Here is a 23,493-nt window from a genome sequence, read left to right on the forward strand (position 1 = left end):
TTAGGTTCCTTGAGTGGCTTTGAGTCGCTTGTATGCTTCGGGGTTGTCCCGGGCCAGCGCGGCGCGCTCTTGCTCGGTGTGCTCCCCCCACTTTTTGGTAGCCTTGCCACCGTTGTCACCGGTCTGCCCGGTACCCTGAGCCCTTGGCCACAGGTGTGTTGCTGTTTCACGCAGCGATTCCGCCCATTCGAGCGGTGACAGAGGCGTTTTACCGTCCTTACCGTAGATGACCTCGCCATCACGGTCGGTGGCGATCGCCTCCCCGTCTTCACTGAGTTTGAAAGTGCCCCGGGCGCGCAGGATGATGTCCTCGGCGGCCTCGGGGAGAGCACCAGCCTTGATGGCTGCGGCGCGAATAGAGTCGGCCAGCACCTTGTCGCTGTACTTCGCGGCAAAGGCCTCTGCCTTGTCAGCACGGGCCTTCTGGGCGGCCAGCTGCTTGTCGTAATCGGTGCGCAGGCGCTCGGTGCGACGGGTGATGACCTCGTCGAGCTTGCCCTCGGCGATCAGCTTCGTTTCCTCATCCTGGCCGACCTTGGTCAGCAGCCCCTTCACGGCGTCGATATCCAGGCCTTCGAATTGGGTTTTAAAGCCTTCCAGTTCGGTCTTGGTGGTTTTGAGCGAGCCAAGCAGCTCGGTGTTTTTGTTCTTGAGACCCTGAGTCGCGGCTTCAACAGCGGCTGCAATGGCGGTCTGAACGGCCGGGTCTTCAAGATCAATCTGGTTTTCGTCTGCCACTTGGTGCACCCCTTGGGTTTGGTCGGCCCGCTTTGCAGGCATAAAAAAACCCCGGCATGGCCGAGGCTTGGAATTTTGCTAATGTTTGCTGGCCGCTGATCACTCAACTAAGGAAAACGGTTATGAGCGAAGAACGATATTCAATGTCGCAGGACGAGTTCGTCAGGAGCTTTATCAACGGTTGGATCGTCGACGGTCGAGATGGTGGACTCATCGTCGGGCGTACTCACGATGAAGGTCACGTTCTCATGTTCCAGGGCACCGATGTGCTTGGAGAATTCGAGCATATGGGCTTTGTAGAGGGCGGCGAGTACATCATGAGTACTGACGCGACGACGCATCATTACAGCCGACTTGAAGAAATCAACAGCGACAAGTCTCCGTGCGACGTAGAAATCTTCGTGACCACCGGTAGCCAGCTGATCAATACCAGAGCAGAGCCACACGATAAGTTTCTGATCATTCATAAACAGTTCATCATCAACAGAAACGCCACAAAGAGGCACTTTGATGAACTGGAAAGACTAAACAGACCTCATCGATACCATCGCGGTCGAATCCTTGATGACGATGTGATTACTGCCATTACTGAACCTGGCTTCGTACGATACTGAGGCCGCGCATCACCAGATAATCGGCAAACTGCGTCCTGCTAGGCGCGTATGGCGGCGGCCGCATGCGCAGGCCGGGCGTATCCCGGTTGAGCCGCGTACGCCGGCCGTTCGGCTCAATGCAATGAGTCGGCTCTTCGATCTGGAAGCAATGCTCGGCGGCGTACAACTCAACCGCCAGCCGCACCTGGCCCCATTCAAGCTCAAAGGGCACGAATGTCTCAGAGAGCGTTTGGTATTCAATCTTGCAGTCACACCGCGGCCAGGCCATGGCCTGATCAGGATTGGCCTTTCTACCCTTCCACTGACGACCGTTGATGTCGGACGCAGCGCGCAGCAGCAGTTCGACTTGATCACCTTCAGCCTCAGGTATCCGGAACCCGTAGTAGTCGCGGTAGAAGGTCAGCTTCTCCAGCGGCACGAAACTGTTGGCGTCAGGTCTGCCCTTCCCGTCCTCAACGATGATCTGCATCGGCTTTCTCAACCTGGTGGAGCGCCGAGTGTAACGCCTGCCCGAGTGAACATGTCAGGCTCTGCCTCCTTCAGTTGCGCAAGGGTCAGCGGCTTGAAGGACTTGTCGAGCTGCAGCTTGGCGAACTTCTCCGGCGTCAGGCCGCCATCACGGAATAACTTACCCCGAACCGACCCGAGGGCGTGATCCTGAAAGCTCGCCTGCTGCGTTGCCAGCCACTCGTAATAGTTCAGCCCTGCGTCGACCTGGGCTCCGCCGTTGTCACCCACCGAAGCGCGCGTGGCGTCCTTGGCGAACAGTTCCGAAAGCCTTGTTGTCGGCACAGTAGTTGACCGGCAGTTGATGTGCGCCGGCGGTAGCGGCCCCTTGCCCAGGTCAAAGCGCATGCCATCCAGGCCCTTGCACTGCTGCGAGGTCTTGCGATCGAGCGTCGATACCCAGCGGTAGCCAAGCACCACGTCGCTATTAGCCTTCAGCGTCTCCATCCGCGCCGTCGTGGCCACATGTTGGATTGCTGTCTGCACAACAGAGGCAGCGTTGCGGTTGCTCACCGCCAGGACGCCATCGGTGAAGTTCTGCGCCGCAGTACCTCGAATCGCCTGGATGATCTGCGCGTTGGTCTGGCCCTGGCCGAAGCCGAGCCGGATGGTATTCGTGACCCGCATCGTCTCGGTGCGAGTCCATCCACTGACAAAGCTCTTCAACAGCTTCCCGCCGTCGACGCCTTTCACCTGCAACGGATAGGAGAACAGCGCAGCGCGGATGACCGTGTTTGTCGGCACCACGGCATCAATCGACAGCGCATTGCTCAGGCTGTTGGCCTCAAAGGTCGCCTCATACAGTGCGATATCGACCATGTCAGCCTGCACCAGGTCGCCGTAGGCCTTGTAGATATCCAGAAGCTTGCCGTCCACCCGGGCCAGGAACTGCTCTAGGCGCTCCCGGCTGTAGGTGGTCAGCTCCTTGCGCGTCAGCTGGTCCCGCACCAGCTTGTCGATCTGGCGCAGGTACTTCTCAAACTTCTTGACCTCACCGGCCTTAAGCCGCTCGATCATCACCGAGTGACGGGTCGTCTGCTCCAGAAGTTGGCTGTCCGCCTGCGCCAGGTTTGTCGTCGACATCGTCTTTGTCCAAGTTGATGCCGGCTGATTCTCGCTCGTCGCTGATCAGGTCGGCTTCTTCGTTGTATGGGCGCTCCGGCAGCTTGCCGGTCGTGAGGTACTGCCAGTACGTGTCAGCACTGATCGTGCCCGCCATAACGCCCTTGAGCAGCTCGGCAAGCACCTGGGCATCCACCTCCGGCATCACAAACTCTGGCGTCACCTTGAACGTGACCTGCTTGGGGTCGTAGCCCTTCCACTCTGCGGCGTACCGCAAGGCCTGTTCGAGCGCCTCGGCCACGGTGATGACAATGCTGTGCAGCGTGGCGTGCTGATCGTTCTGACGGGTTTTTCGTGCCTCGCCCGATTCCGTGCCGCCTACGTCCATGACCTTCGCGCCGGCCTCGAGCGCGGCGTTCTTCTGATCGTCCATGGCCTTGCGGACAGCTTCAATGCCGGCGCCCTGGAACTCCAGATAGCCACATGCGCCATTTGGACCAAGATCCCATGCGGCCGATGGGCCAGTAACACTCAGCTCTACCGAATCATCAAGCCCAGAAACCCACGGTTGCGGGTGGCTGGTCTGGTGCAACGCCGTGAAGTAGTCGGCGCTGAGCTGGTACGACTTCAGCGCGGCGCGCGCCATGGTCAGCAGCGGCACTTCGTCCACTTCGGGCGAGTTGTCCGTCGAGCCGCAATAGATCACGGGCAGATAGGAAAGCCCTTTGACGAGGCGGTTATCAGTGCCGGTGGTGCCAAGCGGCCTCAGCTCCTCGATGACCTCGCCCACCTCACCCAGCACTTCGCTGTGGCAAACGTCGCCGATCATCTTGAAGACGCGAAAGACCAGCTTGCAGTCGTGGTCATACTCATCCTCTTTGTCGTCCCGGAACTCGCGGAACACGCCCAGGATCAAGTCCTGCCGCCCGCCCTGGCTGCCGACCTTCCAGTTGATGGCATTGCGAGTGGCATAAGTTGAGAAATATGGCTCACCGCGCTCATCGATGTTCACTACCAGCGGCACCCGTCCATGGGAAATAGCCTGGCGGACTATTCGGAAGAACAGTTGCTTGAGCCCAAATCCGTCGGATGTGGCGCTCTCCTCCAGCCCCTGCATACCCGCAGGAAGTTCGATCTCCGGAATCAACCGGGAGACCAGGCCCATCATGGACCGCAACGAGTCGCGCACCCAGTGCTCGTATTGAGCCCTGGCCGTGTAGTTCTCGTAGAGGTACTTGTTGCCCACGCCGTCGAGCTTCTCAGCCTCGGTCATGCCGCTAGGTTTGGGCAGGTTGCGCGGATTGCGCTTGACCGCGCACTCGCCCTCGAGCGCGTCGTCCATCATTTCCCACTCGACGATGTGCACGTCGTAGTCGGGGCTTGTCGATTGCACCGGCATTATGCCAATCCTCCAATGCGGCGCGTTCCGCCTGTGCTTGTTTTGATCGGGTAGCGTTTGGCAATGAAGTAGCCGGGAGCGTCCACCAGGTGGTCGTAGCCGGCCTTCTTGTCGGGCTCGCCCTTGTCGTTGTAGACCTGCCGCTCAAGGCACTGCGTGTACTTCGGGCACTGGTCCACGTTCACCCGGTAGCGGCGCTCGCCGTACGTGTTGGCGAACATGGCGCACATCGCGTTGACCCGGTCCTTCACCGCGGGATTGGTCGAGTCCACGATCACCGTGAAACCGGCCTTCTTGAGCAACGAAAGGTCCGACTCGCTCGCACTCTTGCTGCTGGTGTTCTGGCCGCTGGCGTCCGGGTAGATCGCAATGCTGTGGTCAGGGAAGCGAAGCTTAATCTTCTCGATCATCTCCGGCGTATCCCGCACATCGAAAAACTCACTGAGGGCCAGCGGCAGGTCGTCACGGATGACATGCACTACGGCCGCCATCTTCATGACGTTGAAGTCCATGCCGATGTGCAGCGCCTCGCCGCGCTTGATGGTTTCGCTGGTGTGGTTCGCCTCACGGTTGAACGTGTAGTAAACGACGCCCTGGTAATTCTCGAAGCTGGCCTCGTACTCCTGCCGGAAAGTTCGGGGGTCCATCTTGCGCCGGGCCGCCTCCAGCTCATCAGCCGGGACGTTGCCGCCGTCGAGTGAGGTATAGAGCCAGCTCTTGTGGTCAGGCTCATGACCTGGCCGACCGTCTTGGTACGTGTCGTAGCAATGATTGAAGCCTTTCGGGGTGCCGATGCGCAGCGCATGACCGCCTTTACGCATGCCAATGCCTGGAATCGTGTATTGGCAGGTCGAGAGCATCGGCCGCAGGACTTCCTCCCACGCCTCCCACGGGCAGTCGGCCCACTCGTCCACCAGGACGAAGAACAGACCGGAACCCCTCAGGTTGTCGTAGTTGTCGAGCCCAACAACGCGCATGACGTGGCCGGACTTGAGCGTTATCGAGCATTCCGTCTCGTTCGGGCGGTGCGCACGCCATGCTTCAGGGATGGCCTGCTTCAGCCGCCGCCAGAACACGCGTTTGGCCTGTTTGAAGGTCGGCGCGCCATACCAGATCTCATCCTCGACACTAACTCCCCACTCAGCAGCGAGCCGGGCAGCGCGGCGCATCTCAGCCTTGCCTAGGAACGTCTTGCCGAACCGGCGACCACACACCGCATCGCGGAATCGCGCCTCAGGCTGGAAGCCCCAGCAGTAAATGTTCGCCTGCTTCGGCGTCAGCTTTACCGGTGGATCAAAGGTACGGGGTAGCGGGAACATTCTCGTCAGGCTCCAGGGTGTACTCAGCAATGGCGTGCTGCTGGTCCGCGTGGGAGCCCAGAGGCTTTTCAAGTTCGAGTCGGCGATTCACGTAGGCGTCACCAACTTCTTTTGCGGCCTGCTCGTATAACTGAGCTGTCAGTGCCAGGTTGCGCATGTTCTCGGCCTTCTCCGCCAATCGCCCAAGGCCGCGAAGCCGGTAAGCGCGATTGGCGATCGGGATTTCGGTTGTCTCTTCGCGGAATCGCTTGCGAGCAGCGTGGAACAGGTCAACCCAGTTCTTGCCAAGCTTCTGCCCGGCAAACTTTGTTGGGTCGTGCGTTTCGCACTGCTGGCGGGTTATCTCTATCCCGAACTCCGTCTTGACCGCTGCTACCACTTGGGATGGCGTATCGAAGCAGGCCAGAGCCTGAACGATGAAGGCTTTAACCTCGCTTCGTAGTACTGCCATATGGTTGTCATCCGTCAATACCTGTCATGGAATCAGGCCGACTTGAGCAGACAGGTTCCGCAGGCCCTCGCAATATTCAAATTCCCCACCTCAGCAGGACTGTTTGCAGCATCCACCAACGCTTGAACGTCAGGGCTCGCACCATAGCGGCGGACCACTCCGACGAACTCCTCAACGTCGTGTGAGCGCATCTCAAGCTTGGGCAATCCTTCCTGGGTGAACTTGGGTGCGCCGTACTGATCCTTCGCCTGAGCGATGTGATACAGCTCATGCTCAACCAGGGCGCAGAATTCGGTGTCGGAGCATTGGGCGCAGTAGTCGGCAGCCAGAGTGATGATGTAGGTCGGCACTTCGCCGAACCAGTCACCCATCTGTTGTTCCATCCGGGCCTTCTGCCAACCACCAGCGCGTAATGCTACTTGCTCAGCCTGGCCCAGGACTGTGCGCCCCTGTTTCTCGAAACTCGACGAGGCCCACATCACCCGGATGTCTGCATCCAGGAGATGGGCATGGTCTTCGTTGTGAATGCTGCCGGTGTCGGCAAGGATCTCGGCTTGGAGCCATTCCAACACTTCAGGCGCGGGCTTCAGGCGGATGCCGAAGTCGGCGAGGTCAGACAGTTCGAGCAGCGACTCGGGTGGCATCGGCCTGTCCATTCGCAACCCTCAATCTTCGATGTCGAGCAGCACATCAATCAGCCTCTGCTCACCCAGGCGCATTGCACCCAGACACTGCAGGTCGTCGCACTTAGGGCCGAGGCCGAACACGGTCACCTCTCCCTTCGCACCGATCAGCGTCAAGGCGCCTACGGTGCACTCAGGATGCTCACCGGCATCGAGGTCGTCAGCTATCTTGCGCAGGGTCTTGGCTGCGTCGCGCCAGCCCTCGCGCTTGAACTCGACTACTTTCATGGTCATTGGCGCACCATCTGGTGGGTTTGTGCATGGGCGTGCCCGTGGAGCAAGCCAACGATCAGGCCTTGAGGTAACCCAGCAGCCTTGGCAGTGTCCACCGCATCGGCGATGGCCTTGTCGAGCGTGGTCACCGCAGTGTTGATGTCTTGGCCCATGGGGAGCGCGTGGCGCAGGCGGGTGACATTGTTCATCAGCTGAACGGATCGGCTGGCTTGGCGATCGAGCGCACGAACCACATGAAGCCCTGCTGCAGATTGGTCTTAGCCAGTGCCAGCAGTCGAGGGTCGACACCTTCAATCTGGCCGACCTGCTTGAACAGCTCTCCGGTGTCGGCCTCCAGCGCCTTGATGGAGTTCATGCCGTCGATCTCGGACTGGGTCAGGTCGCGGTAGCCGGTGATCTTCTTGTGCTGGTTGTCCATGGGTGATTCCTCATGTTTGCGCGCCACGATTGGGCGCATTCGAAAACGTGGCGCGGATTAATCGACCTTGCGACTGGGCAGCTTGAAGTCAGTCACCCTGTCAGCAATCGAACGGATCTTCTCCACACCCAAGAAGCCAACCCAGCCACCTGCGAAGGTGGCCATGCTCTGGGGCAGACCGAAGAAGTCCAGGCCGCTGATGATGGTCAAGGTAAGGCCGCCACAGATCGCGCCCTCCACCAGCATCTGGCGCCGTGTGCCGCCGCCGTAGGTGATGCGCAGGACGGCCATAGCGCAGGACAGCGCAGCGGCATAGAGGATTGGCGAATGCTGGCTCAACCACGCAAGCGCAATCGCCCATGTGTCTGGTTTGTCTGGCATGTTGGACATCTCGGTTCCTCCCCGTCAGGGAGTTATGAATATGACAGGCCATGACCTGCAGATTTGAATCAGCCCCAACTGCACTCCCAGCTAAGAGCAAAGGGTGTGGCGGGGCCGAAAACGAAAGGACCTCAGCGACTGCTAAAGCCTCAAAAATGAGCATCAAATTGATAGATCGAACGATTGGAGGGCTAATTAGTCGAACTTTAAAGGGATCACATAACGCAGCGTCCGCAGTTCAGGCATCACGATTTCTCTCGGTATCACCATCCGACAGACCTCTCTGAATTCCAGTTTCTAGGATCGACCCTTTTGGGTATGGCTTAGGCCAAGAGGCTCTAATGGCAAATTTAATACCCTATAAAATCCATTACCTACGCAATGGGGAGCCAGAGCACTTCTATACGAGTGCAACGGCATTCAGCGAAGACGATGCAATTCGCATGGCTGCAAGACATGCCGGTGAGGGCCCTGAATATTGGATACCGATAGGTCTGTCTCGGGACTCAATATTAAAAATTGCTGACAAGCTGGGAGTTACGCAGGTTCGTTGGAATAAAGCCGGATAAAACCGGGGGCGCTGCCGCAGTTCTAACACGCAAATTTTGCGAATAAAAAACCCGGCGCGGTGGCCGGGTTTGTTGACGTGAAATTCATCAGTTGTCTGGGTGTTCGCTCGCTACTGAATCGGCTGCGTCCACATCAGACATATCCTCTTCAAGAGGTGCATCGTCGTCGGGCGGCAGCGAAGTCTTGTCCTCGTCACGCCTCGGATCGTGCCCTGTCTCGTTATCCGTGCCGCGGGTCACTTCCTGTTGAGAAATGTTGCCTGGCGCACTCTTATCAATGTCCATGCTGACTCTCCGTTCAAACGCTCGGAATATCCGCGCTTAAACATGGGAGTCGGCAGGTCGCAGCGAGTGCCGAACACTGGACGAACGGCGCAAAGCAAAAAAACCCGCACAGTGGCGAGGCTTTTTAGTGTCAATCCCTAACGCGCAAGATCGACAGGATGGGTAAATATTCTCTCACTTTCTCACTCATTGCAATGGCTAGCTGCTACGCAGCGCAACTTTCGATGAGCCCCTCCGCATCGAGCAGCTCCTGGGCAGCGGTCAGCGCCTCGTTCACCTGGTCATCCAGTGCCTTTCGGATCGACGAGCGCCACCGGTAGCGGGTGGATTCCGGTTTGCCGTCGTTGTCCCAGTTTGTAATGTCGTACCAGGCGGCCGGCAGCACCGCGGCGGAACGCTTGCCCTCTGCACCTGCAACCTGCGGAATGGCCCAGGTCAGTACCGCACACTCCCGAAAGCGTTTCGGCGCAGGCGTGCGGACCGAGTTGAGCAGCTCCAGGATGGCGCCGTGCTTGCGCTCTTCGTGGGTGGAGTACTTCGCCACCAGCGCCCGCCAGTGCGCTGGGGTGAGCGATTTGTGCAACCTACCGAACACCCAGCAGTCCTGGAGAAACGCCGCCTCCTTGCCGACGATCTCCCCCTTCTGTTTGGCGCATTGCACCTTAGGCTCAAAGTCGCAGCCGCCGGCGGACGTTATTGTCTCGGCGGCCAGCGCCCGAACTACTGCTGAAACAACGTTGCGATAGGTCATGCTGCCGCCCTCTTCAGTTCTCTGGTCTTCGCCCGGTATTCGGCGGTGATTGCTTTCAATTCTTCGACGGTGTGCTTGCGCGGCTCATGGTCGGCTTCCAGCGCTTCCACCGCCTCTAGGCCGATACGGGCGATCAACCCAGACCGGAAGCCTTGGGAGACGGTGTAGCCCTTGCGTGCATGCATGTAGGAGCCCGAGTTACAGGCTTTGCATTGAAGCCATATGTTGGACGGCGTCAGCCTGAGCTCTGGGCGGGCGCCTTTGCCCATGAAGTGCCCTCCGTCGAATGCGCCGCCTACCTTCCAGCCTTGGGCAGCCAGAATCGACTCCTGCGATTCGCCGCAACTGATGCACCCACTTCCGATGCTCAGCTCGTAGGTGCGCCGGTAGTCGCGCACGGCCTTCTCGGCGTCCTTCAGGTGATCCGCCCTGCTCTTCAGCTTCTCCTTGCGGACCTTGATCTCCCGGCGCTCGACCTGGGCCAGGGACTTTCGTGCCTTCTGCTGATTCACTTGGTTCGTGGCAGCATCGAGAATCGCGCAGGTCGGGCTGCATACGGCCTGTCCGAGACGCTGAGGGACGAATGAGGCCCTGCATGTTTCGACCCGACATTTCTTCGGGCGGGGCTGCTTGACGGAAAGGCTCATGCCGCCTCCTCGCTCAGCAGATCGGTGAACACAACACCCTGGCCGGTGAAGTACGCGGCAATGCGGTCGGTGTACTGGATGCCCTGGGCGCGATTGAACAGGCTGGTGACCGGAAACCCGTCAGGGCCGAACAGCTTGCACTCGCCCATCATAGCCAGCTTCTCCTCGTAGGGCAGATGGCGCATGACCCGGTACCAGGCTGCTTGGAACCCCGAATCCTCGTTCAGCAGAATTTGCACGCCGAAGTGCAGCTTGCAGTAGCGGCGAGCATCGGCCGGGTCGCCGATCTGGGTCATCTCGGCGATGCGCTTGTACATCGCGAACCACAGGGCGTTCTGGTCGAGCGTGCGGTCCTTGCCTGGGCGTAGGGAGACCACCACGAATTTCTTCGCCTTGTACATCGCGGTCAGGCTGGTAATGGCCTCGGAGAGTTTGGCCTGGCAGTTGACTGAGATTTTGTCGGTCATGGCTGCGCCCTCCGAATACCAGCAGTTTTCACCCAACGACGGACGTACAGCTCGCAGCCACTCGTTAAGCAAACGCCATTGGCCATGCCAAGATGTGTTTTCGGTGTCCCGCAGCCACAATGGCATTTGGGTTTGCGCCCTGGACGCTTTGGTCGCAGTTCCATGTACCGGATCTGTTCAGGTAGGCCGCCAACTTGCCCCCAGTCCGCAGTACCGCCGCGCATCGCAGCAGAGCGCGCCGCTGGTGAAAGTTGATTCAAGTCAGTCATAGGCACCCCGCGAAGTCTTCGAGCAGACCCTGATTGTCTTCGGCGAGCTTGTCGCGCTCTTTGCGCAGCGCCTCGTTCTCGGCTGTTAGGCGTGCCATTCCCTGAATCACTACGGCCTTACAGTCCATGCCATCGGCAATGTGAGCGGTCAGCCGCTCCACCTCAGCCTTCAGCCCAGCATTCACCCGCTCGTAGGCTTCGTAGCCGGTCTTGAGGCCGGCGACTTCGGCCTGGAGCTGGCTCAGCTCGTGCTTGGCACAGTTCAGCTCGTAAGCCGGGCAACTATCACAAGCCACAAGGCACTCCCCGTCGATCCGGTGAACCCATCCGCTGCCACCGCAATACTCGCAACCAACCTCCGCAAGCATCTGGCCGCGGCGGACAAGACGTTCGTTCTCGGCGATCAGGGCCAGGACTGCGGCCGCCGCCTCGTCTGCAGCTTTCTGCATATTGCTCAGCGGCGAACCACCGTCGTCGTACTCTTCGCGCCAGTCTTCTGTGTGGTGGTAGCCGCTACCGGCAGTCGCCACCGACTCAAGAACAGAGTCGATCAGGTCGCAACCGGTGGGCGCGAAGCCGTAGTAATACGCGTCGAGGCCCCGCGAAGCACTCGGCTTGCTTTGAGGATCGATTGCTTTGAAATCCTTCGCGGCCATCCAGTAGCACCAGCCGTCATAGGCCAGGGCGCGCATGTACGTGCCATCTTCGGCGCGCTCAAGCGCCTTAACGATGGAAGCCTCAGTCTGCCCATTCGCTATAGCGCAAGCGCGGAAGTACGCCTCGAATGCGTTACGGTTTTTGTCGGTCATGTCCGTTGCTCCCTGGTCTTCTTGCCAAACTTGGCCATGAGTTGCGCCCGTGCCGCCGCACCGCTGCATGGGATGGCCTGGATCTCCAGTAGCCGGGCCTGGCGCTGGTTGGCGTATTCCTCGGCAAGCTGCAGTTCGGTTTTCTGGCTGTCGTGGCCTATGCCGGTGGCGATCTTGCCGTCGAGCGGCTGACCGGCCTGGGCGCGGCGCAGGATTACCTCGTAGTTGCGCTCGAACCGGGCACGCAGGTTTTTGTCCTCCTGCTTGGCGGCGCGCAGGTCGAAGATGCCGGTGGCTTCGGCGGCCAACTTCACCGCTTCGTGGCTGTAGGTACCCAGCAGAGCCTCAAGCCATGCGTCAGCGGCAACTGGCATGCCGAAGTCCTCAGGGCTGGGCACGCACATGGCGATGAACTCCCCCACGCTCGGGGCGAAGGGCTTCTTCAGCTTGCGGCACTTCTGAATACCGAACTCGATCTGCTCCAGGGTGCGGATACCCTCGGCGGCGAACTCCTTGATCCATTCGGCCTTGGCAGCGTCCAAGGCTTCCGTGGACGGCCAGGCTTGGCGCCAGGCCGGGAAGATCCCGCGCAGCCGGCGGAACAGACCGTTCACCACTTCTGCCGTCTCTGGCGTCACCTGGAGCGTCTGGGCGTGATTGGCTGGCGGCAGGTTGCCCATGGTTGCCATAAGCTGGTTGACGGGCTTCATGGGCTCACCACAAGGTTTTCAGCCCAGGTACTACTGTCGAAGTCAGGCTCGTTTGACTGGCGGCGCACAGGGAACTGGCGAACGTTGCTGGCAGATGCCGTGTCGCGTTTCACCCACTTCACCAGCAGGCTCACCCAAGACGCTTCGGTCTCGATGCGGCCGGATGCCGAGTAGTGGCAGACGAACGTGGCTGTGGCTTCGTCGGTGAACGCTTCGACAGGCATAGCCATACGGAAGGCGTATGCCTTCAGGGTCTTGTGATCAGGTTTCCAATCAAGGGTCATTTCCCGTGGAGACTTTGGGTCGATTGGCTCCGGGGCAACTGGTGCAAAATCTGCACTGGCTGAATTGGTCGAATTTTCACCGCTCGCGTATAGAGAGTTGTGTTGATCTTCTCCTATTCCCTTCCCTTCCCTTCCGGGGTCTACCGGTCGACGATCAATCGACGACTCCTCGGCGAATTGTCGGCGACCACTCTCCGACTGGTCGTCGAATTCAGACGGCGGGCCTGGGTATTTGAAGTTCTTTTTCTCGATTTTCTGGTGCTTCCAGCCACGGACGTGGAAGTAGTTCTTCCCGGTCACCCAGTAGCTCTGGATCAGCTCAGCACCTTCCAACTCACCGAGCAGGCCATTCACCTCTTCAGTGGTGATGTCGTCGCCAGGGAAAACCAGGGCCTTGATGGTTCTCGGTGCAAGCGGATGGTTTCCGCCGTCATCGCAGAAATTCCAGAGACCAATAAACAACAGCCGGGCCATCGGGCGGCAGGACATAACCTGCTCGCTCGACCAGAACTCCGGCTTCACAGTGCGGATGCGGGCCATCATGGACGTCCTTTGCCGACAAGCTCGGCAAGCTCAGGAAAGCGATAGACGTACCAATGAGGCGCGGTCTCGCGTGGATTGTTTGGGCTGGTCAGGTTTTTGCCGTAGCGAAGGCCCTTATCAGTCACCGACCAGAAGTCGACGACTCCGCGCTTGGTGCTATTGCGCTGACACTTCTTGATAAAGCCATTCGCAGCCAGCAGGCGGTTGAAGGCTGTCGCCGTACTGGCGATGCCGTTTTCTTTGATTAGGTCGGTGATGGGCTTGGTTTCCATCGAGGAGCCGCCGGTGGCGTCTGGCGCGGCGTCGATGGCGTAGCCGGGGAGAAACTTGGCATCGAGACCGTTGTTTGCGGCGATCTTGGCGAGCATCATCATCTTGCTGGACGGCGCTGGCTTCAGTAGGCGGTCGAAGCATTCAAGGATCGCCAGCTCTCCGATGACCTTGGAGTTATTCGTTTCCTGCGCCGTATAGGAGCCGGTCTTTCGAATGGCTGGCAGTACCTGTCCCACCACCCACTCTTCGAATTGCTCGGCAGCGGGCAGCTTGGACTTCATCACCAGTCGGTAAAGGTCTCTCTCCGGGATGATCTGCACTGCCCGGACCTGACCTCCCATTTCGGTATGGCAGGTATTGACCGCTTTACAGTGAGTGTTGATCGCCTTCGAAGTGTTGGCGTATCCCAAGGCTTCGGCGATGTCCTTGGCAATGAACCAAGGCTCACCGTGTCCGTCGTCAATTACCCGAACAGGGAAGCCGTGAAAGTCGAAAGGAGTGACAGGTTTAATCCGCGACACGTTTTCAGATTCAGCAAAACGTGTCGCGACATTGGCCGGGGTATTGATCGTTTGGTTGGATTGGTGCATGATTTGCTCCACAAGCGTTTTAAGAGAGCCGGGTCACTACCCCGGCTTTTTTTCGTCTCGGATTTGGCAGAGGCCCTCTGGATTACCCTTAAGAGTCCCTGCCGGAGGCCCTCATTGGGGTCACCAGTTGAAGGACCTTGGCCTTCTTCCTTCCAACCTCCGAAAGCGCGCCACAGGCAATGGCGGTTTCCGTCATTTCATTGATGGCACGACTGAAGCTCCAGCCGTTTACTCGCATCAACTCCTCTACCTTCTGCCGCGTCTGCGGAGGCAGCCTTTCAAGCTCTACGGTCATTCGGCCCTCCAAAGGGGCTTCAGCCCGCGATATCTTCTTGTTTGTCCTGCATCAGCTCTTCGATCACGCCGTTGGCCACGGCCCACTCGACGATTTCGTAGAGATAGGTCGCGTGCTGCATGCGAGTTTTCGTTGCGGCTTTACGCAGAATCCGATCAAGCACTGGTTCAAATCGAACCTTCACCGCGATGGCGCGCTTTTGATTGGGGTCCATGTACATGCTTCGATGCTCCTGGCTGTTGAGTTGGATTAAGCTGCGGATTTCTGGGACGGAAACGGGCGCTGCTCCTGTGCCTGGAAGGTGCCGTCAGGCAGCTCCAAGACGCGGATGTCTCGTTTCGCGATGAGCGCTTTGTGGATTGCCGGGGCGGTGACACGAAGAAGCCTCGCGGCTTCGGACTGCCCTTTTTCAGCAACAAACTTGTCGAGGGGGGTCTCGTTCATGATCAAGCCTCGGTTGTAGATGAGGCTGATATTAACCATCTGTTAATTTTTAATCAATACCGATGGTTTCTTCTTATTTTTAACCGTTGGTATACATTCGCGCGATGACGAAAAAACGAATCCTGCCTCCTGACCGCCTGGCCGAGTGCGAAGCCGCGCACGCTCTGTTTCTCTCAAAGAAAAACGAGCTAAAGCTAAGTCAGAAGAAAATTGCAGATGCGGCCGGCATGACGCCCGCTGCGGTGAACCTGTATTTCAAAGGAATCAACCCGCTGAACGCCCAGTTTGCGGCGGTTTTGGCCCGCATGATTCAGGAGCCGGTAGAAGCGTTCAGCCCGCGCCTGGCGAAAGAGATTCGCAGTTTGACCAGCGCGCCAGTTGCGCGGGCGGACAATGTCAGCGACACGCTTGGCGGAACAGCGGCCGACGTCGTCCGAGAAATGCTAAGTCGCGGCGGGAAGAATCTTTCTGAAGATGCTCGCAGAAGATTACTGGCCGTGGCCCAGGCTGAGGATGGCGACGCTATCGAAATTGACTACTACCGACCTGGTGCGGTGGGTGACGAGGTATGGATCGCGCACTACGACGTTCGCGCTGCAATGGGCGGCGGGCAGATCCCTCACGAATACCCGGAAATGCTTCAGGACATAAGGGTTAGCCCGAAACATTTGCGCGAGATGGGCGTCACGTTCAAAGAGCACTTCCACCTCAAAATGATCACTGGCTGGGGTCAGTCAATGGCCCCGACGATCAAGGATCGCGACCCCCTGCTCGTCGACATCACGATCCGGGAATTCACAGGCGACGGTATCTACCTCTTCTCCCACGACGAAATGCTGTACGTGAAGCGCCTGCAAAAGAAAGGCAAGGATCGCTTCAAGATGATCTCGGACAACAAGCGCCACGACCCCGAGGACATACGAGTGGACGACACCCACATCCTGGCTCGGGTGCTTTACGTATGGAATGGACAACCGGTGTAACGCCATGGCCCTGACCAAACCCAACCAACAACTGCGCCGCGACCTGAAAGAGGCTGCGGCCCTGCTCAAGTGGTCGGGCGTCGATCTGCTGAAGATGGCGATACGGCTGTCCGACGCAGGATTTGAGGCTGATGCCAGAGAGCTGCTCACGATCATCGCGAGCTTTCCGGATACCGAGGATAGGCTGGCGGGTTATGCGGATGAGGTGAAGGCCGGACAGATAAATCGAAGCAAGCCTGAATAGGCGCGTGGTTTGGCGTGGCGAGTGCTGTAGCGGTTAATTTTTTAGTGCATCAAAAAGGATTGTGATGAAAATATTGTTCGAAGACGCCATCAGATTTTTGGTAGACAAAACCGATAATGCAAAGTGTCCTTGCTGCGGCAATCCAAAGTGGATTGTTCCCTTTGCTGATGAGAAAAGTACAGAGGTCTTTCTCATGCCGCTTCAGGTCACCTTTGGTGAGGAGCCGGCTTATAATCTCGCCCTGGAATGCAGCAATTGTGGATTCGTGAGAGAGCACCGAGCAAAATTTATAGCCGACTGGGTCGCCCAGAATCCGAGCAAAGAAAAAAATGAATAACTACGACGGTAGGCTTTTCGGCGACCTTCACCTCCCAAGGACAAAATATGTCAAGGATGACAGAGCAACACCCAGCGGCCATACTGAGGCCATGAACGACATAACTCGCGAAGAATTCAACGCAAAGATCGAGACCATCGAGGCCAAGATGGATGCTCGAGTGGAATCTGTGTCTGCGAAAATAGAAGGCTTTCTGTCTGCTCAGACTGAGCGAGATAAGCGCCTTGACGGTGTTCTTGCACAAATCGGCAAGGACAACGGGGAGACGAAGACTAGCATCAGCTCAATGAAAACCACTTTGATCGTGACTGCAGTCTCGACTGTGCTCGCGATAGTGCTCGGCGTGGCTGGATTCAATACGGCTCTCACATCGAATATGTTGAGTGCTTTTCAGCTAGGCAAAAGTGCGCCGACACCGACTTCAGAAACGGTCACACCGGAAGCCAGCAAGAGCTCGCCGGCGACAACCTCACCGCCCGCAGTTAAATCTGGATCGTAAAACAGCCCGGCCCAGCGCCGGGCTTCTTGTATCTGACTTTTCACATAGCTTTCACAGTCGGGCGCCTATAGTCATTCCAGCTCCTAGCGATAATACCTTTAAGCCCGCTACCCCCCATCGCGGGCTTTTCTTTGTCTGCGGTTTAATCGTATGACGCCATACCAGAGCCGGGCTTCTTGTCTCTGGCCTACCCCGGCCCGCCCATACAATGTGCAGTGCTGCAAAGCAATGCTCCCGCGTGCTGCACAAGCCTTCTCCACTCATCACTGGTGATGAGGTACGCTCGCTCCATGGCGTCGGCCCGCCTCAGCAGTTCGAAGTATTTATCCTCTGCGTCCATTCGACTTCCAGCCAATGCAGAAAGCTCGCGCCAAGCTGTCAAGGTCAGTCTTCGCTGCGCCTCTCTCATTGGGGCCTCTATCGCGGTTATGGGTTCATTCAGCGTAGTCGTGATGGCGAGTATCAAGTCGGGCTTTAGACCAATGGAGGCCGTAAGCCACGGATGATAAAGTGCGGGCTCAATTACGGGAGGGATACCATGCGCTTGAAAACCTGCACTCTACTTGTTGCTTTGACGACGACCTTAGCTGGCTGCGTAGCGCCGCAACAAAGGGCTCCAACTCCTGTAGCTATTGCCAAAGCGCCGCACGCGTTTAAGCCCATCGATTTCAAATATGACCCGAAGTCGCCTGAGGCAATCAACTTTTCTCGTCAGCTAGATCTCCCAGCATGGCAGTGCGACCTTGAGGCAACGACAGGGAACTATGCGGTTCGGTATAGCAATCGCCCACTGATCGCCGAGTACAGCAACTCGCTAATGGATTGTTTCAAGCATGCCAGGTCTCAGGGCGACGAGGCTGTGAATCGTCTGAAGGCAGCCAAGGTGCCAGCTAAGCAAGCTGAATTGAGCAAGGACCTGTATGCGAAATGGTCGGCTTACCTAACCACCATGAGCCCCTACCGCACCACAGACCAACAGGCTAAGTCCGCATACCAGGCAGCGAAAGAGGCCCTGGCGACCGAGGTGAAGTTCTCAAACTAGACCTTTCATCAATATCTAAGCCCGTCCAGCGCGGGCTTTTTCATGCCCGTCAGAACGGCGCCGCCTCTTCTTCTGGCTCAAACTCTACCTCTCCCCTCCCCGTTGCCTGGACCTCCTGCTGCTCCCACCTCACCGTCACGCTGCCGTCGTCATTGAGCGTCATCTCAAGCTCGTCGGTATCAGCGATCACACTCAGCACCTCTTCCCACTCCCGGTCTCCGTCTGTTTCCAGGCGATGGACTGTCACCCAGCGCTGAGCCTGCGCCACCGGGTGATTGATCATCGATGAGACGCGTAGGCCAAGCCGCTCTATCCCGCTAATTTGTTGTTTTTTTTCCGGTGTCGACTGCTTCTTCGCCTTTGCCATTCCACTCCCCTGCTACTGTACGTATATCCAGTTGTTGCGGAGCATATCTCACGGCAGGAGAAAATAAATTAACTATCGGTATTGACGTTAAAATATACCGATGGTTAACTACATCCATCGAGACGCCACAGCGACTCGCCAGGGCCTCAACAGTCCCGCCGCTCTTTAAAACTCTGACGTGACCCAACGACGTACCGGCCAACCCGGTGGTGAGAAAGCTAAACCGTCGTCCATGCAGCCTCTGGTAGCTGCCGTACTCCCACATGTGAGTACGCGAAACCACGCAAGCCAGCCAGGAAGAACACCGGACACGAAATGTGTGACCTGGCCAGAGATATGAATCGGGCGATGCGCGTGGTGGAGATGAAACACCCACAGATTTACTGATGCCGCTTCGATGAGGCGGCATTGGAAATCAACGGATGAGGCGAAAGAGATGCTGACTCTGGAAAGAGTGAACGAGTTGCTGCGGTACGACCCTGGGAGCGGACAGTTTTTTTGGAAATTGGCGCGCAGGAATGGTTCTGCTGCGGGATCCCCAGCAGGTTGCGCATCAAGCAATGGCTATACCCGCATAAAGATTGATGGCGTTCAGTACCTCGCCCATAGGCTGGCCTGGTTTATCCACAATTTGGAATGGCCGACCGGGCCTATCGACCATGTGGATGCGGATCGAGCGAACAACTCCATCAGCAACTTGCGCGTATGCACCGACTCCCAGAACCAGCAGAACCAACCACTTCGAAAATCGAATCGCTCTGGCGTTAAGGGGGTGAGCTGGTGCGCCGCGATGTCTCGCTGGCATGTCCAGATAAGGTCGGCGGGAATCATCCACCAAGGCGGCTACTACATCGATATCGATGATGCGGAATCAGCCGCAATTAAACTACGAACCCAGCTACACGGTGAATTCGCCAGACACGAATAACTGCACCTGGTTACCCGGGTGCATTGGGAAAACAACCGGAGCAAGGTCATGAACAAAGAAGAGATTTACGACGCAGAGATTAGTCCTCTGATGCAGAAGATCATCGCAATCTGTCAGGAAAACGGCATTGCAATGATGGCCAGCTTTGCCATTGGGCATGACGGAGAAGGTCCGAACGGTGAGGACTGCACTGGCTTGGTGTGCAACACCTTGTTGCCTGATGGCGACGGCGTTCCTAACGAATTGTTTGCCCAAGCAAATGCCTTTATTCGGCGCCGCGGCCGGCCAGCCCCGATGATGTTTACGACCCAACATGGTGACGGCTCCAAGACCATGACGGCGATCATCTGAACAACCAGCGCCACGACAGCCTGTCGTTAACTGCCCGATCCCTGGCGCCGGAAGGCATGCCCAGGCCGTATCGGAGTGTGAGCTGAGTACCGTCAGGCTGCGTGAGAGCAATGTCGGGCAAACGTCATGCAGATCACACCCCGATGCGGATGAAATCGCGGTCTATAACCGCCCACCTGCCCCCAACTGCCAGAGCGCACCGCCGCAGTTGAAACCTCGATTAGGAGATACGGCCATGAAGTAGTTGAGCGATCCACCTGTGTGGCGCAGCAAGCCTGAAGGCTGCACCCAACACCCTGACAGGCAGCGGGAAGCAGGGTCGACGATGTCACCGCGCATAAGCCGAAAGGTAGGCCAAACCAAAACGAAGACGAACACCGCAGGCGAGTCCGAGGGCATAGCTGGCCAGACTCGACACATCCCGGGCAGTGCCGGGCGCCTGCACCCTTCCCTATCAAACCAAAAAGAGCGCATTAGCAGGTGCCACACCAGTCTCGCGACTGGGTAATCACCAGGCGGCGAGCCCAACTTAAAAACCGGGATTCGAGAACTGGATATAAATACCAAAGCTTGCGAGAACTACCCAGAAAATCACAAAAAGCCATGGGGTTCTCATAGAGAACTGAAGGGATTTGATATACCCCTTTTGACTGGATTCCGCTTCGCAGAACAGGGGCGAATCATCATAGTTAAGCCCCATTGCAGGCTCGCTGCGCAAAAGATTGCTTTGCTTGAAATGCCAGTGATCAATTATTGCGTAAGCAGCTCGAATCCCTGTTCGTGCATTCAGCGAACTCACAATTCCGAGTAACGCCAGCAGCAAAGGCACAACCAAAGTGAAGATCTTGCCCCATTCCGGGTTGACGTTGGCCATTGAGGATGCGAACGCAATCACCAAAAACGATTGCGCCGTCAGATTCGCATTTGTTCGATTCGATAGCAGAGTGGTTTCGTACTGAATTTCTCGGCGATAGAAGTCGAGACGGTCTTTCGGAGCTCCGAATACTAATGCCTCAGTCGGAAGAGACTCATGCGTACTGGTCTTCTCGGTAATGATCTTAGACACAGCCGCTCACCAAATATGGATGAATTAATTTAGAAGCCTATAGACGTCAGTAGTTCATTGCATCCAACAACCTTCCCCACCTCTACCCGTCAGCACTCACCCCGCGTCCATCGGCAACCAGCGGGAGGCATGAGTGTTGACGAATACAGGTGAACCCAAAGGAGAGAACCATGAACTTCCAACCACCAGATCCTCCCGAGTTCGGCCATTGCCTGACCTGCAACCGGGTCATCCATGCGGACGACAAGCGAGGCGACAACTGCATCGACTGTGACGAACCTAAAACAACCGATGGCGCTGATGAAAACGGTGTTCGCCCTGCTGTATCCGAGGACGGCGCTTACCGCTTCAACCCGTTTACAGGTCACCACGAATAGCCCGCCTAACCGGGTGAACCAACGAATGGAGAGAGTCATGAGCGAGCCAAAGCCTAAGCCTTGTCCGGAGTGCAATAGCGATGACCTCGATGTGGATAGCGCACAAGGGGGAAGTTGGGTTCAGTGCCGAGAGTGTGAATTCAAAGTTCAGCACGCCTGTTCGGAATCAGCAGTTGTTGTTCGCTGGAACAAGATCGCAAACACCAAGTCCGCCTAACCCCAAACACTGGAGGTCGCCATGAGCGAACAGATGACATTGGACGGTCAGCCGATCGTCAAACAGCTTCGCGTTTTCATCGTGGAAGAGCACGACTACTACGCAGCCAGCACCGCCGAAGAAGCCATCAGACTTCACGCCGAGACGTGCGAGCGGGATTTCGATGATATCGATGCAAATGATTGCGAAGAAGTATCCGGCGATCTTCTCGACAAGCCGTGGACTGACGAGGATGGCTGGCCACTTGGCACGCTTCGCCAGTGGCTCTCCGAGGCTAAAGGCTCTGAGTGGCTGACAGGAACCGAATAACGCAACCCTGGAGGCGACCATGGCAACCAGCTATGCAGATAGTGCCCAGGCCAGGGCATGGGATCGGCATTTCGACGAAATGGGTCGCCCGCGGCCTACCCACAAAGACATCTATCACGATTACGACTCCTTGCAGGCTCAAGCCAAGGTTAGGGATGAGCAGCGAGCTTTTGAAGCGGCACACAAGAAAGCTCTCGCGATTCGCATCAACGCAGCCGTGGATCAGATCGCTGAATTTTGGGGCCTGGAGGCAAAAAAACCGTGAACGCTCACTCCATTGCAACTCACCGCATTGAATTTGAACTGTCTGCTATCCCGACATCCTTGCTTCCCGTGCTAACCGCAGACAGAGCGCGCATGGCTGCCTTTCTGGCAGCGGAACTGTCTGCCATCACCTGCAGCGAGCGCGACTGCTACCTCAAGCAAATTCGCGCTGCCGAGTTAACCCGGTACATCGAACTCTTACCAGGAGCGGCAGTATGACGATCATCGCTCGAAACGCAAAAGCCATGACGGAAGCCCTGCATCGACAGGGCTTTTTTCTGGTCGCCGACTTGCCGGTCCGCATCAAAATTGAGACGCGGCGCGGAATGCTCATCGCGAGGTTGTTCCGATGAAAGCCCTCTACTGGATCGCTGCTGCTGCCGTACTGACGACCATGCTGGCCTACACCGTTGTTCAGGAACGTACCGGCGTGTGCCAGCCACCTCAGCTGTCCAGGGCGCTGCGGTGACCGCCAGGCAACGCGCCAGGCGCATCCTGATCTGGCGCGGGTCGTTCTCGGCCATCACCTTCTGCACCTTCATGATGCTGCTCAGCGCCCTCGCCGACCGCATCACTCAATAACCAATCATTCAATCGCTGCGCACCACGCGGCAAGGAACAGTCATGTCCGCAAAAACCCAACAAGCACCGTTGCAGGAATCCATCGAAATGAACGTAGCTGAAGCCGCAAACAACTCTGTGGCGCCAACGGTTGCCGTCACCGATATCGCCGAATATCGGCCGCACGAGGAACAGATCGTCCGCTTGGAAACCAGTTACGGGAAGCTCGTCGTCGATTGCTCCACCAGTGAGGGCTTGGCGAGTGCGAAAGAAGTTCGAGTTGATATCCGCGATGTGCGCTACGCCTTAGCGAACACCACCAAAACAGCTCTCGTTCCGTATCAGCAGAAAGTCAAAGAAGCCCAGGCTCGCGTCAACCAGGTTAAAGAGTTTGGCGAGGCACTGAAAGATCGAGTTCTGGCGATTGAGGCTCCTATCGACGAAGCCATCAAGGCCGAAGAAAAGCGCGCAGCTGACGCCAAGGCCGAGCGCGAGCGTGTCGAGGCCGAGCGTGTGGAAACCATCCGGGCAAAAATTACCCGATTCAGCTCCGTCGCCGCTGCATACGCAAGTCGAAGCGCCGCCGACGTTGCGAGCATCCTGCAGAGCGTCAAGGAGTCGGTAATCCTGCAAGAGGAATATGCCGAGTTCGAAGCTGAAGGCACGATTGCTCGCGACAATGCTATTGAACAGCTTGAAACGCTGCACAGGTCTGCTGTTGACCGCGAAGAAGCTGCCACCAAGTTGGCGGCTCAACAGAAAGAGCTTGAAGAGCTGCGCGAGAAGCAACGCATTGCCGACGCTGAAGCTGAAGAACTGCGCAAGCAGCGCGCTGAGGAAGACCGTCGTCGCCTGAAGCAACAGCAAGACGAATTGGATCAACAGCGCCGTGATATGGAAGCGCAGCAGCGTCAGCAGCGTCAGCAGCGCGAACGTGACGCACAATACCAGCGCGACCAAGAAGAGCTTGCCCGCCTGCGCGCACTGGCTGCCGCACCTGCTTCGGCTGCAGATGTCGCTGCGGCTCCAGTGGTTGCCGACGCAGCGTCAGCAGTTGTGGCGGAAGTTGACCCAGCTCCAGTAGCAGCAGTATCCGCTGACTCGAACATGCCGAGCGCCAGCGAAGTGGTCGAGGTCGTGGCCATGGCCTTCTGCGTCACCAATGACGAGGCTTCGGCCTGGCTGCGCACCCTGTCGTTCTAATCA

38 protein-coding genes are annotated in these 23,493 nt (G+C 57.6%); 15 read left to right on the forward strand and 23 right to left on the reverse strand.

Annotated elements, in window-relative coordinates:
* The gene (locus tag ACA047_RS19835) at positions 1-738 is read right to left on the reverse strand and encodes a hypothetical protein (protein ID WP_497360454.1); all 738 of its coding nucleotides are present in this window, start codon (positions 736-738) and stop codon (positions 1-3) included.
* A 122-nt stretch (positions 739-860) separates the two neighbouring features.
* Between ACA047_RS19835 and ACA047_RS19840 the strand changes: the two genes are divergently transcribed.
* The gene (locus ACA047_RS19840) at positions 861-1,352 is read left to right on the forward strand and encodes a hypothetical protein (RefSeq protein ID WP_497352174.1); all 492 of its coding nucleotides are present in this window, start codon (positions 861-863) and stop codon (positions 1,350-1,352) included.
* On the opposite strand, the gene ACA047_RS19845 is transcribed toward ACA047_RS19840, so the two are convergent.
* The 10 genes from ACA047_RS19845 to ACA047_RS19890 are packed head-to-tail and all read right to left on the reverse strand — an operon-like array spanning position 1,324 to position 7,815.
* The gene (locus ACA047_RS19845) at positions 1,324-1,821 is read right to left on the reverse strand and encodes a DnaT-like ssDNA-binding protein (protein WP_497352176.1); all 498 of its coding nucleotides are present in this window, start codon (positions 1,819-1,821) and stop codon (positions 1,324-1,326) included. The genes ACA047_RS19840 and ACA047_RS19845 overlap by 29 nt on opposite strands.
* Positions 1,822-1,829: 8 nt before the next feature.
* The gene (locus ACA047_RS19850; RefSeq protein WP_497352178.1) at positions 1,830-2,942 is read right to left on the reverse strand and encodes a minor capsid protein; all 1,113 of its coding nucleotides are present in this window, start codon (positions 2,940-2,942) and stop codon (positions 1,830-1,832) included.
* Positions 2,860-4,320: a DUF4055 domain-containing protein gene (locus ACA047_RS19855; RefSeq protein WP_497352180.1), complete on the reverse strand. Its 1,461-nt coding sequence runs from the start codon at positions 4,318-4,320 to the stop codon at positions 2,860-2,862. The genes ACA047_RS19850 and ACA047_RS19855 overlap by 83 nt, the downstream gene beginning before the upstream one ends.
* Positions 4,320-5,639 carry a phage terminase large subunit family protein gene (locus ACA047_RS19860; protein WP_497352182.1) on the reverse strand — a complete coding sequence of 440 codons (1,320 nt, stop codon included), beginning with the start codon at positions 5,637-5,639 and terminating at the stop codon, positions 4,320-4,322. The genes ACA047_RS19855 and ACA047_RS19860 overlap by 1 nt, the downstream gene beginning before the upstream one ends.
* Positions 5,614-6,090: a DUF2280 domain-containing protein gene (locus tag ACA047_RS19865; protein WP_497352184.1), complete on the reverse strand. Its 477-nt coding sequence runs from the start codon at positions 6,088-6,090 to the stop codon at positions 5,614-5,616. Before ACA047_RS19865 ends, ACA047_RS19860 begins: the two co-directional genes overlap by 26 nt.
* A 32-nt stretch (positions 6,091-6,122) precedes the next feature.
* A complete protein-coding gene (locus ACA047_RS19870; protein ID WP_497352186.1) occupies positions 6,123-6,746 on the reverse strand; it encodes a putative metallopeptidase in 624 nt (207 codons plus the stop codon).
* A gap of 9 nt (positions 6,747-6,755) precedes the next feature.
* Positions 6,756-7,007: a hypothetical protein gene (locus ACA047_RS19875; protein WP_497352188.1), complete on the reverse strand. Its 252-nt coding sequence runs from the start codon at positions 7,005-7,007 to the stop codon at positions 6,756-6,758.
* Positions 7,004-7,195, reverse strand: coding sequence for a hypothetical protein (locus tag ACA047_RS19880; protein WP_497352190.1), 192 nt, complete (start codon positions 7,193-7,195; stop codon positions 7,004-7,006). Before ACA047_RS19880 ends, ACA047_RS19875 begins: the two co-directional genes overlap by 4 nt.
* On the reverse strand, positions 7,195-7,425 hold the full coding sequence (locus tag ACA047_RS19885) for an Acb2/Tad1 domain-containing protein (protein WP_497352192.1): 231 nt from the start codon (positions 7,423-7,425) through the stop codon (positions 7,195-7,197). The genes ACA047_RS19880 and ACA047_RS19885 overlap by 1 nt, the downstream gene beginning before the upstream one ends.
* Positions 7,426-7,482: 57 nt before the next feature.
* Positions 7,483-7,815, reverse strand: coding sequence for a phage holin, lambda family (locus ACA047_RS19890; protein WP_104902921.1), 333 nt, complete (start codon positions 7,813-7,815; stop codon positions 7,483-7,485).
* A gap of 332 nt (positions 7,816-8,147) precedes the next feature.
* Here ACA047_RS19890 and ACA047_RS19895 point away from each other — a divergent pair, with 332 nt between their 5' ends.
* Positions 8,148-8,375 carry a DUF6555 family protein gene (locus ACA047_RS19895; RefSeq protein ID WP_497352195.1) on the forward strand — a complete coding sequence of 76 codons (228 nt, stop codon included), beginning with the start codon at positions 8,148-8,150 and terminating at the stop codon, positions 8,373-8,375.
* Between the two features lie 87 nt (positions 8,376-8,462).
* Here the strand turns inward: ACA047_RS19895 and ACA047_RS19900 are convergent, their stop codons facing one another.
* The 10 genes from ACA047_RS19900 to ACA047_RS19945 form a co-directional block, all read right to left on the reverse strand.
* Positions 8,463-8,660 (reverse strand): hypothetical protein, encoded by a 198-nt coding sequence (locus ACA047_RS19900; protein ID WP_465159199.1) that lies wholly within the window; start codon positions 8,658-8,660, stop codon positions 8,463-8,465.
* A 205-nt stretch (positions 8,661-8,865) separates the two neighbouring features.
* Complete coding sequence (locus ACA047_RS19905) at positions 8,866-9,411, reverse strand: hypothetical protein (RefSeq protein WP_497352197.1); 546 nt, start codon at positions 9,409-9,411, stop codon at positions 8,866-8,868.
* Positions 9,408-10,058: a recombination protein NinG gene (locus ACA047_RS19910; RefSeq protein ID WP_497352199.1), complete on the reverse strand. Its 651-nt coding sequence runs from the start codon at positions 10,056-10,058 to the stop codon at positions 9,408-9,410. The genes ACA047_RS19905 and ACA047_RS19910 overlap by 4 nt, the downstream gene beginning before the upstream one ends.
* On the reverse strand, positions 10,055-10,525 hold the full coding sequence (locus ACA047_RS19915) for a hypothetical protein (RefSeq protein ID WP_497352201.1): 471 nt from the start codon (positions 10,523-10,525) through the stop codon (positions 10,055-10,057). Before ACA047_RS19915 ends, ACA047_RS19910 begins: the two co-directional genes overlap by 4 nt.
* 265 nt (positions 10,526-10,790) lie before the next feature.
* Complete coding sequence (locus ACA047_RS19920; protein ID WP_497352203.1) at positions 10,791-11,603, reverse strand: hypothetical protein; 813 nt, start codon at positions 11,601-11,603, stop codon at positions 10,791-10,793.
* Complete coding sequence (locus ACA047_RS19925) at positions 11,600-12,313, reverse strand: replication protein P (protein WP_497352205.1); 714 nt, start codon at positions 12,311-12,313, stop codon at positions 11,600-11,602. The genes ACA047_RS19920 and ACA047_RS19925 overlap by 4 nt, the downstream gene beginning before the upstream one ends.
* Positions 12,310-13,140 (reverse strand): DnaT-like ssDNA-binding domain-containing protein, encoded by an 831-nt coding sequence (locus tag ACA047_RS19930; protein ID WP_497352207.1) that lies wholly within the window; start codon positions 13,138-13,140, stop codon positions 12,310-12,312. Before ACA047_RS19930 ends, ACA047_RS19925 begins: the two co-directional genes overlap by 4 nt.
* The gene (locus tag ACA047_RS19935) at positions 13,137-14,003 is read right to left on the reverse strand and encodes a BRO-N domain-containing protein (RefSeq protein WP_497352209.1); all 867 of its coding nucleotides are present in this window, start codon (positions 14,001-14,003) and stop codon (positions 13,137-13,139) included. Before ACA047_RS19935 ends, ACA047_RS19930 begins: the two co-directional genes overlap by 4 nt.
* 314 nt (positions 14,004-14,317) lie before the next feature.
* Complete coding sequence (locus ACA047_RS19940; protein ID WP_497352211.1) at positions 14,318-14,518, reverse strand: hypothetical protein; 201 nt, start codon at positions 14,516-14,518, stop codon at positions 14,318-14,320.
* Positions 14,519-14,547: 29 nt separating this feature from the next.
* Entirely contained in the window at positions 14,548-14,742 is a 195-nt protein-coding gene (locus ACA047_RS19945; RefSeq protein ID WP_107323281.1) for a Cro/CI family transcriptional regulator, read from the reverse strand.
* 104 nt (positions 14,743-14,846) lie between these two features.
* On the opposite strand from ACA047_RS19945, the gene ACA047_RS19950 reads away from it, so the two are divergent.
* The 5 genes from ACA047_RS19950 (at position 14,847) to ACA047_RS19970 (ending at position 17,847) form a co-directional block, all read left to right on the forward strand.
* A complete protein-coding gene (locus ACA047_RS19950; protein WP_497352213.1) occupies positions 14,847-15,725 on the forward strand; it encodes a LexA family transcriptional regulator in 879 nt (292 codons plus the stop codon).
* Between the two features lie 4 nt (positions 15,726-15,729).
* Positions 15,730-15,969 carry a hypothetical protein gene (locus ACA047_RS19955; protein WP_497352215.1) on the forward strand — a complete coding sequence of 80 codons (240 nt, stop codon included), beginning with the start codon at positions 15,730-15,732 and terminating at the stop codon, positions 15,967-15,969.
* Between the two features lie 64 nt (positions 15,970-16,033).
* Positions 16,034-16,306: a hypothetical protein gene (locus ACA047_RS19960; RefSeq protein ID WP_497352217.1), complete on the forward strand. Its 273-nt coding sequence runs from the start codon at positions 16,034-16,036 to the stop codon at positions 16,304-16,306.
* The gene (locus ACA047_RS19965; RefSeq protein WP_497352219.1) at positions 16,299-16,805 is read left to right on the forward strand and encodes a hypothetical protein; all 507 of its coding nucleotides are present in this window, start codon (positions 16,299-16,301) and stop codon (positions 16,803-16,805) included. The genes ACA047_RS19960 and ACA047_RS19965 overlap by 8 nt, the downstream gene beginning before the upstream one ends.
* A gap of 538 nt (positions 16,806-17,343) precedes the next feature.
* Entirely contained in the window at positions 17,344-17,847 is a 504-nt protein-coding gene (locus ACA047_RS19970; RefSeq protein WP_497352221.1) for a hypothetical protein, read from the forward strand.
* A gap of 49 nt (positions 17,848-17,896) precedes the next feature.
* Here the strand turns inward: ACA047_RS19970 and ACA047_RS19975 are convergent, their stop codons facing one another.
* Positions 17,897-18,214, reverse strand: a complete 318-nt coding sequence (locus ACA047_RS19975) for a DUF1654 domain-containing protein (protein ID WP_497352223.1) — start codon at positions 18,212-18,214, stop codon at positions 17,897-17,899.
* 436 nt (positions 18,215-18,650) lie between these two features.
* Here ACA047_RS19975 and ACA047_RS19980 point away from each other — a divergent pair, with 436 nt between their 5' ends.
* Entirely contained in the window at positions 18,651-19,142 is a 492-nt protein-coding gene (locus ACA047_RS19980) for an HNH endonuclease (RefSeq protein ID WP_497352225.1), read from the forward strand.
* 48 nt (positions 19,143-19,190) lie between these two features.
* Positions 19,191-19,493: a hypothetical protein gene (locus ACA047_RS19985; RefSeq protein WP_497352227.1), complete on the forward strand. Its 303-nt coding sequence runs from the start codon at positions 19,191-19,193 to the stop codon at positions 19,491-19,493.
* A 529-nt stretch (positions 19,494-20,022) separates the two neighbouring features.
* Here the strand turns inward: ACA047_RS19985 and ACA047_RS19990 are convergent.
* Positions 20,023-20,559: a hypothetical protein gene (locus ACA047_RS19990; protein WP_497352229.1), complete on the reverse strand. Its 537-nt coding sequence runs from the start codon at positions 20,557-20,559 to the stop codon at positions 20,023-20,025.
* Between the two features lie 170 nt (positions 20,560-20,729).
* On the opposite strand from ACA047_RS19990, the gene ACA047_RS19995 reads away from it, so the two are divergent.
* The 6 genes from ACA047_RS19995 (at position 20,730) to ACA047_RS20020 (ending at position 23,490) form a co-directional block, all read left to right on the forward strand.
* Entirely contained in the window at positions 20,730-20,936 is a 207-nt protein-coding gene (locus ACA047_RS19995) for a hypothetical protein (RefSeq protein WP_497352231.1), read from the forward strand.
* A 238-nt stretch (positions 20,937-21,174) separates the two neighbouring features.
* Positions 21,175-21,462: a hypothetical protein gene (locus tag ACA047_RS20000; protein WP_497352233.1), complete on the forward strand. Its 288-nt coding sequence runs from the start codon at positions 21,175-21,177 to the stop codon at positions 21,460-21,462.
* A gap of 19 nt (positions 21,463-21,481) precedes the next feature.
* Positions 21,482-21,727, forward strand: a complete 246-nt coding sequence (locus ACA047_RS20005; RefSeq protein ID WP_497352235.1) for a hypothetical protein — start codon at positions 21,482-21,484, stop codon at positions 21,725-21,727.
* A gap of 214 nt (positions 21,728-21,941) precedes the next feature.
* Positions 21,942-22,079, forward strand: a complete 138-nt coding sequence (locus tag ACA047_RS20010; protein WP_497352237.1) for a hypothetical protein — start codon at positions 21,942-21,944, stop codon at positions 22,077-22,079.
* 79 nt (positions 22,080-22,158) lie between these two features.
* Positions 22,159-22,308, forward strand: coding sequence for a hypothetical protein (locus ACA047_RS20015; RefSeq protein ID WP_497352239.1), 150 nt, complete (start codon positions 22,159-22,161; stop codon positions 22,306-22,308).
* A gap of 42 nt (positions 22,309-22,350) precedes the next feature.
* Positions 22,351-23,490 carry a coiled-coil domain-containing protein gene (locus tag ACA047_RS20020; protein ID WP_497352241.1) on the forward strand — a complete coding sequence of 380 codons (1,140 nt, stop codon included), beginning with the start codon at positions 22,351-22,353 and terminating at the stop codon, positions 23,488-23,490.
* The last annotated feature ends 3 nt before the right edge of the window (positions 23,491-23,493 follow it).

The organism is Pseudomonas sp. LBUM1664 (assembly GCF_059695895.1).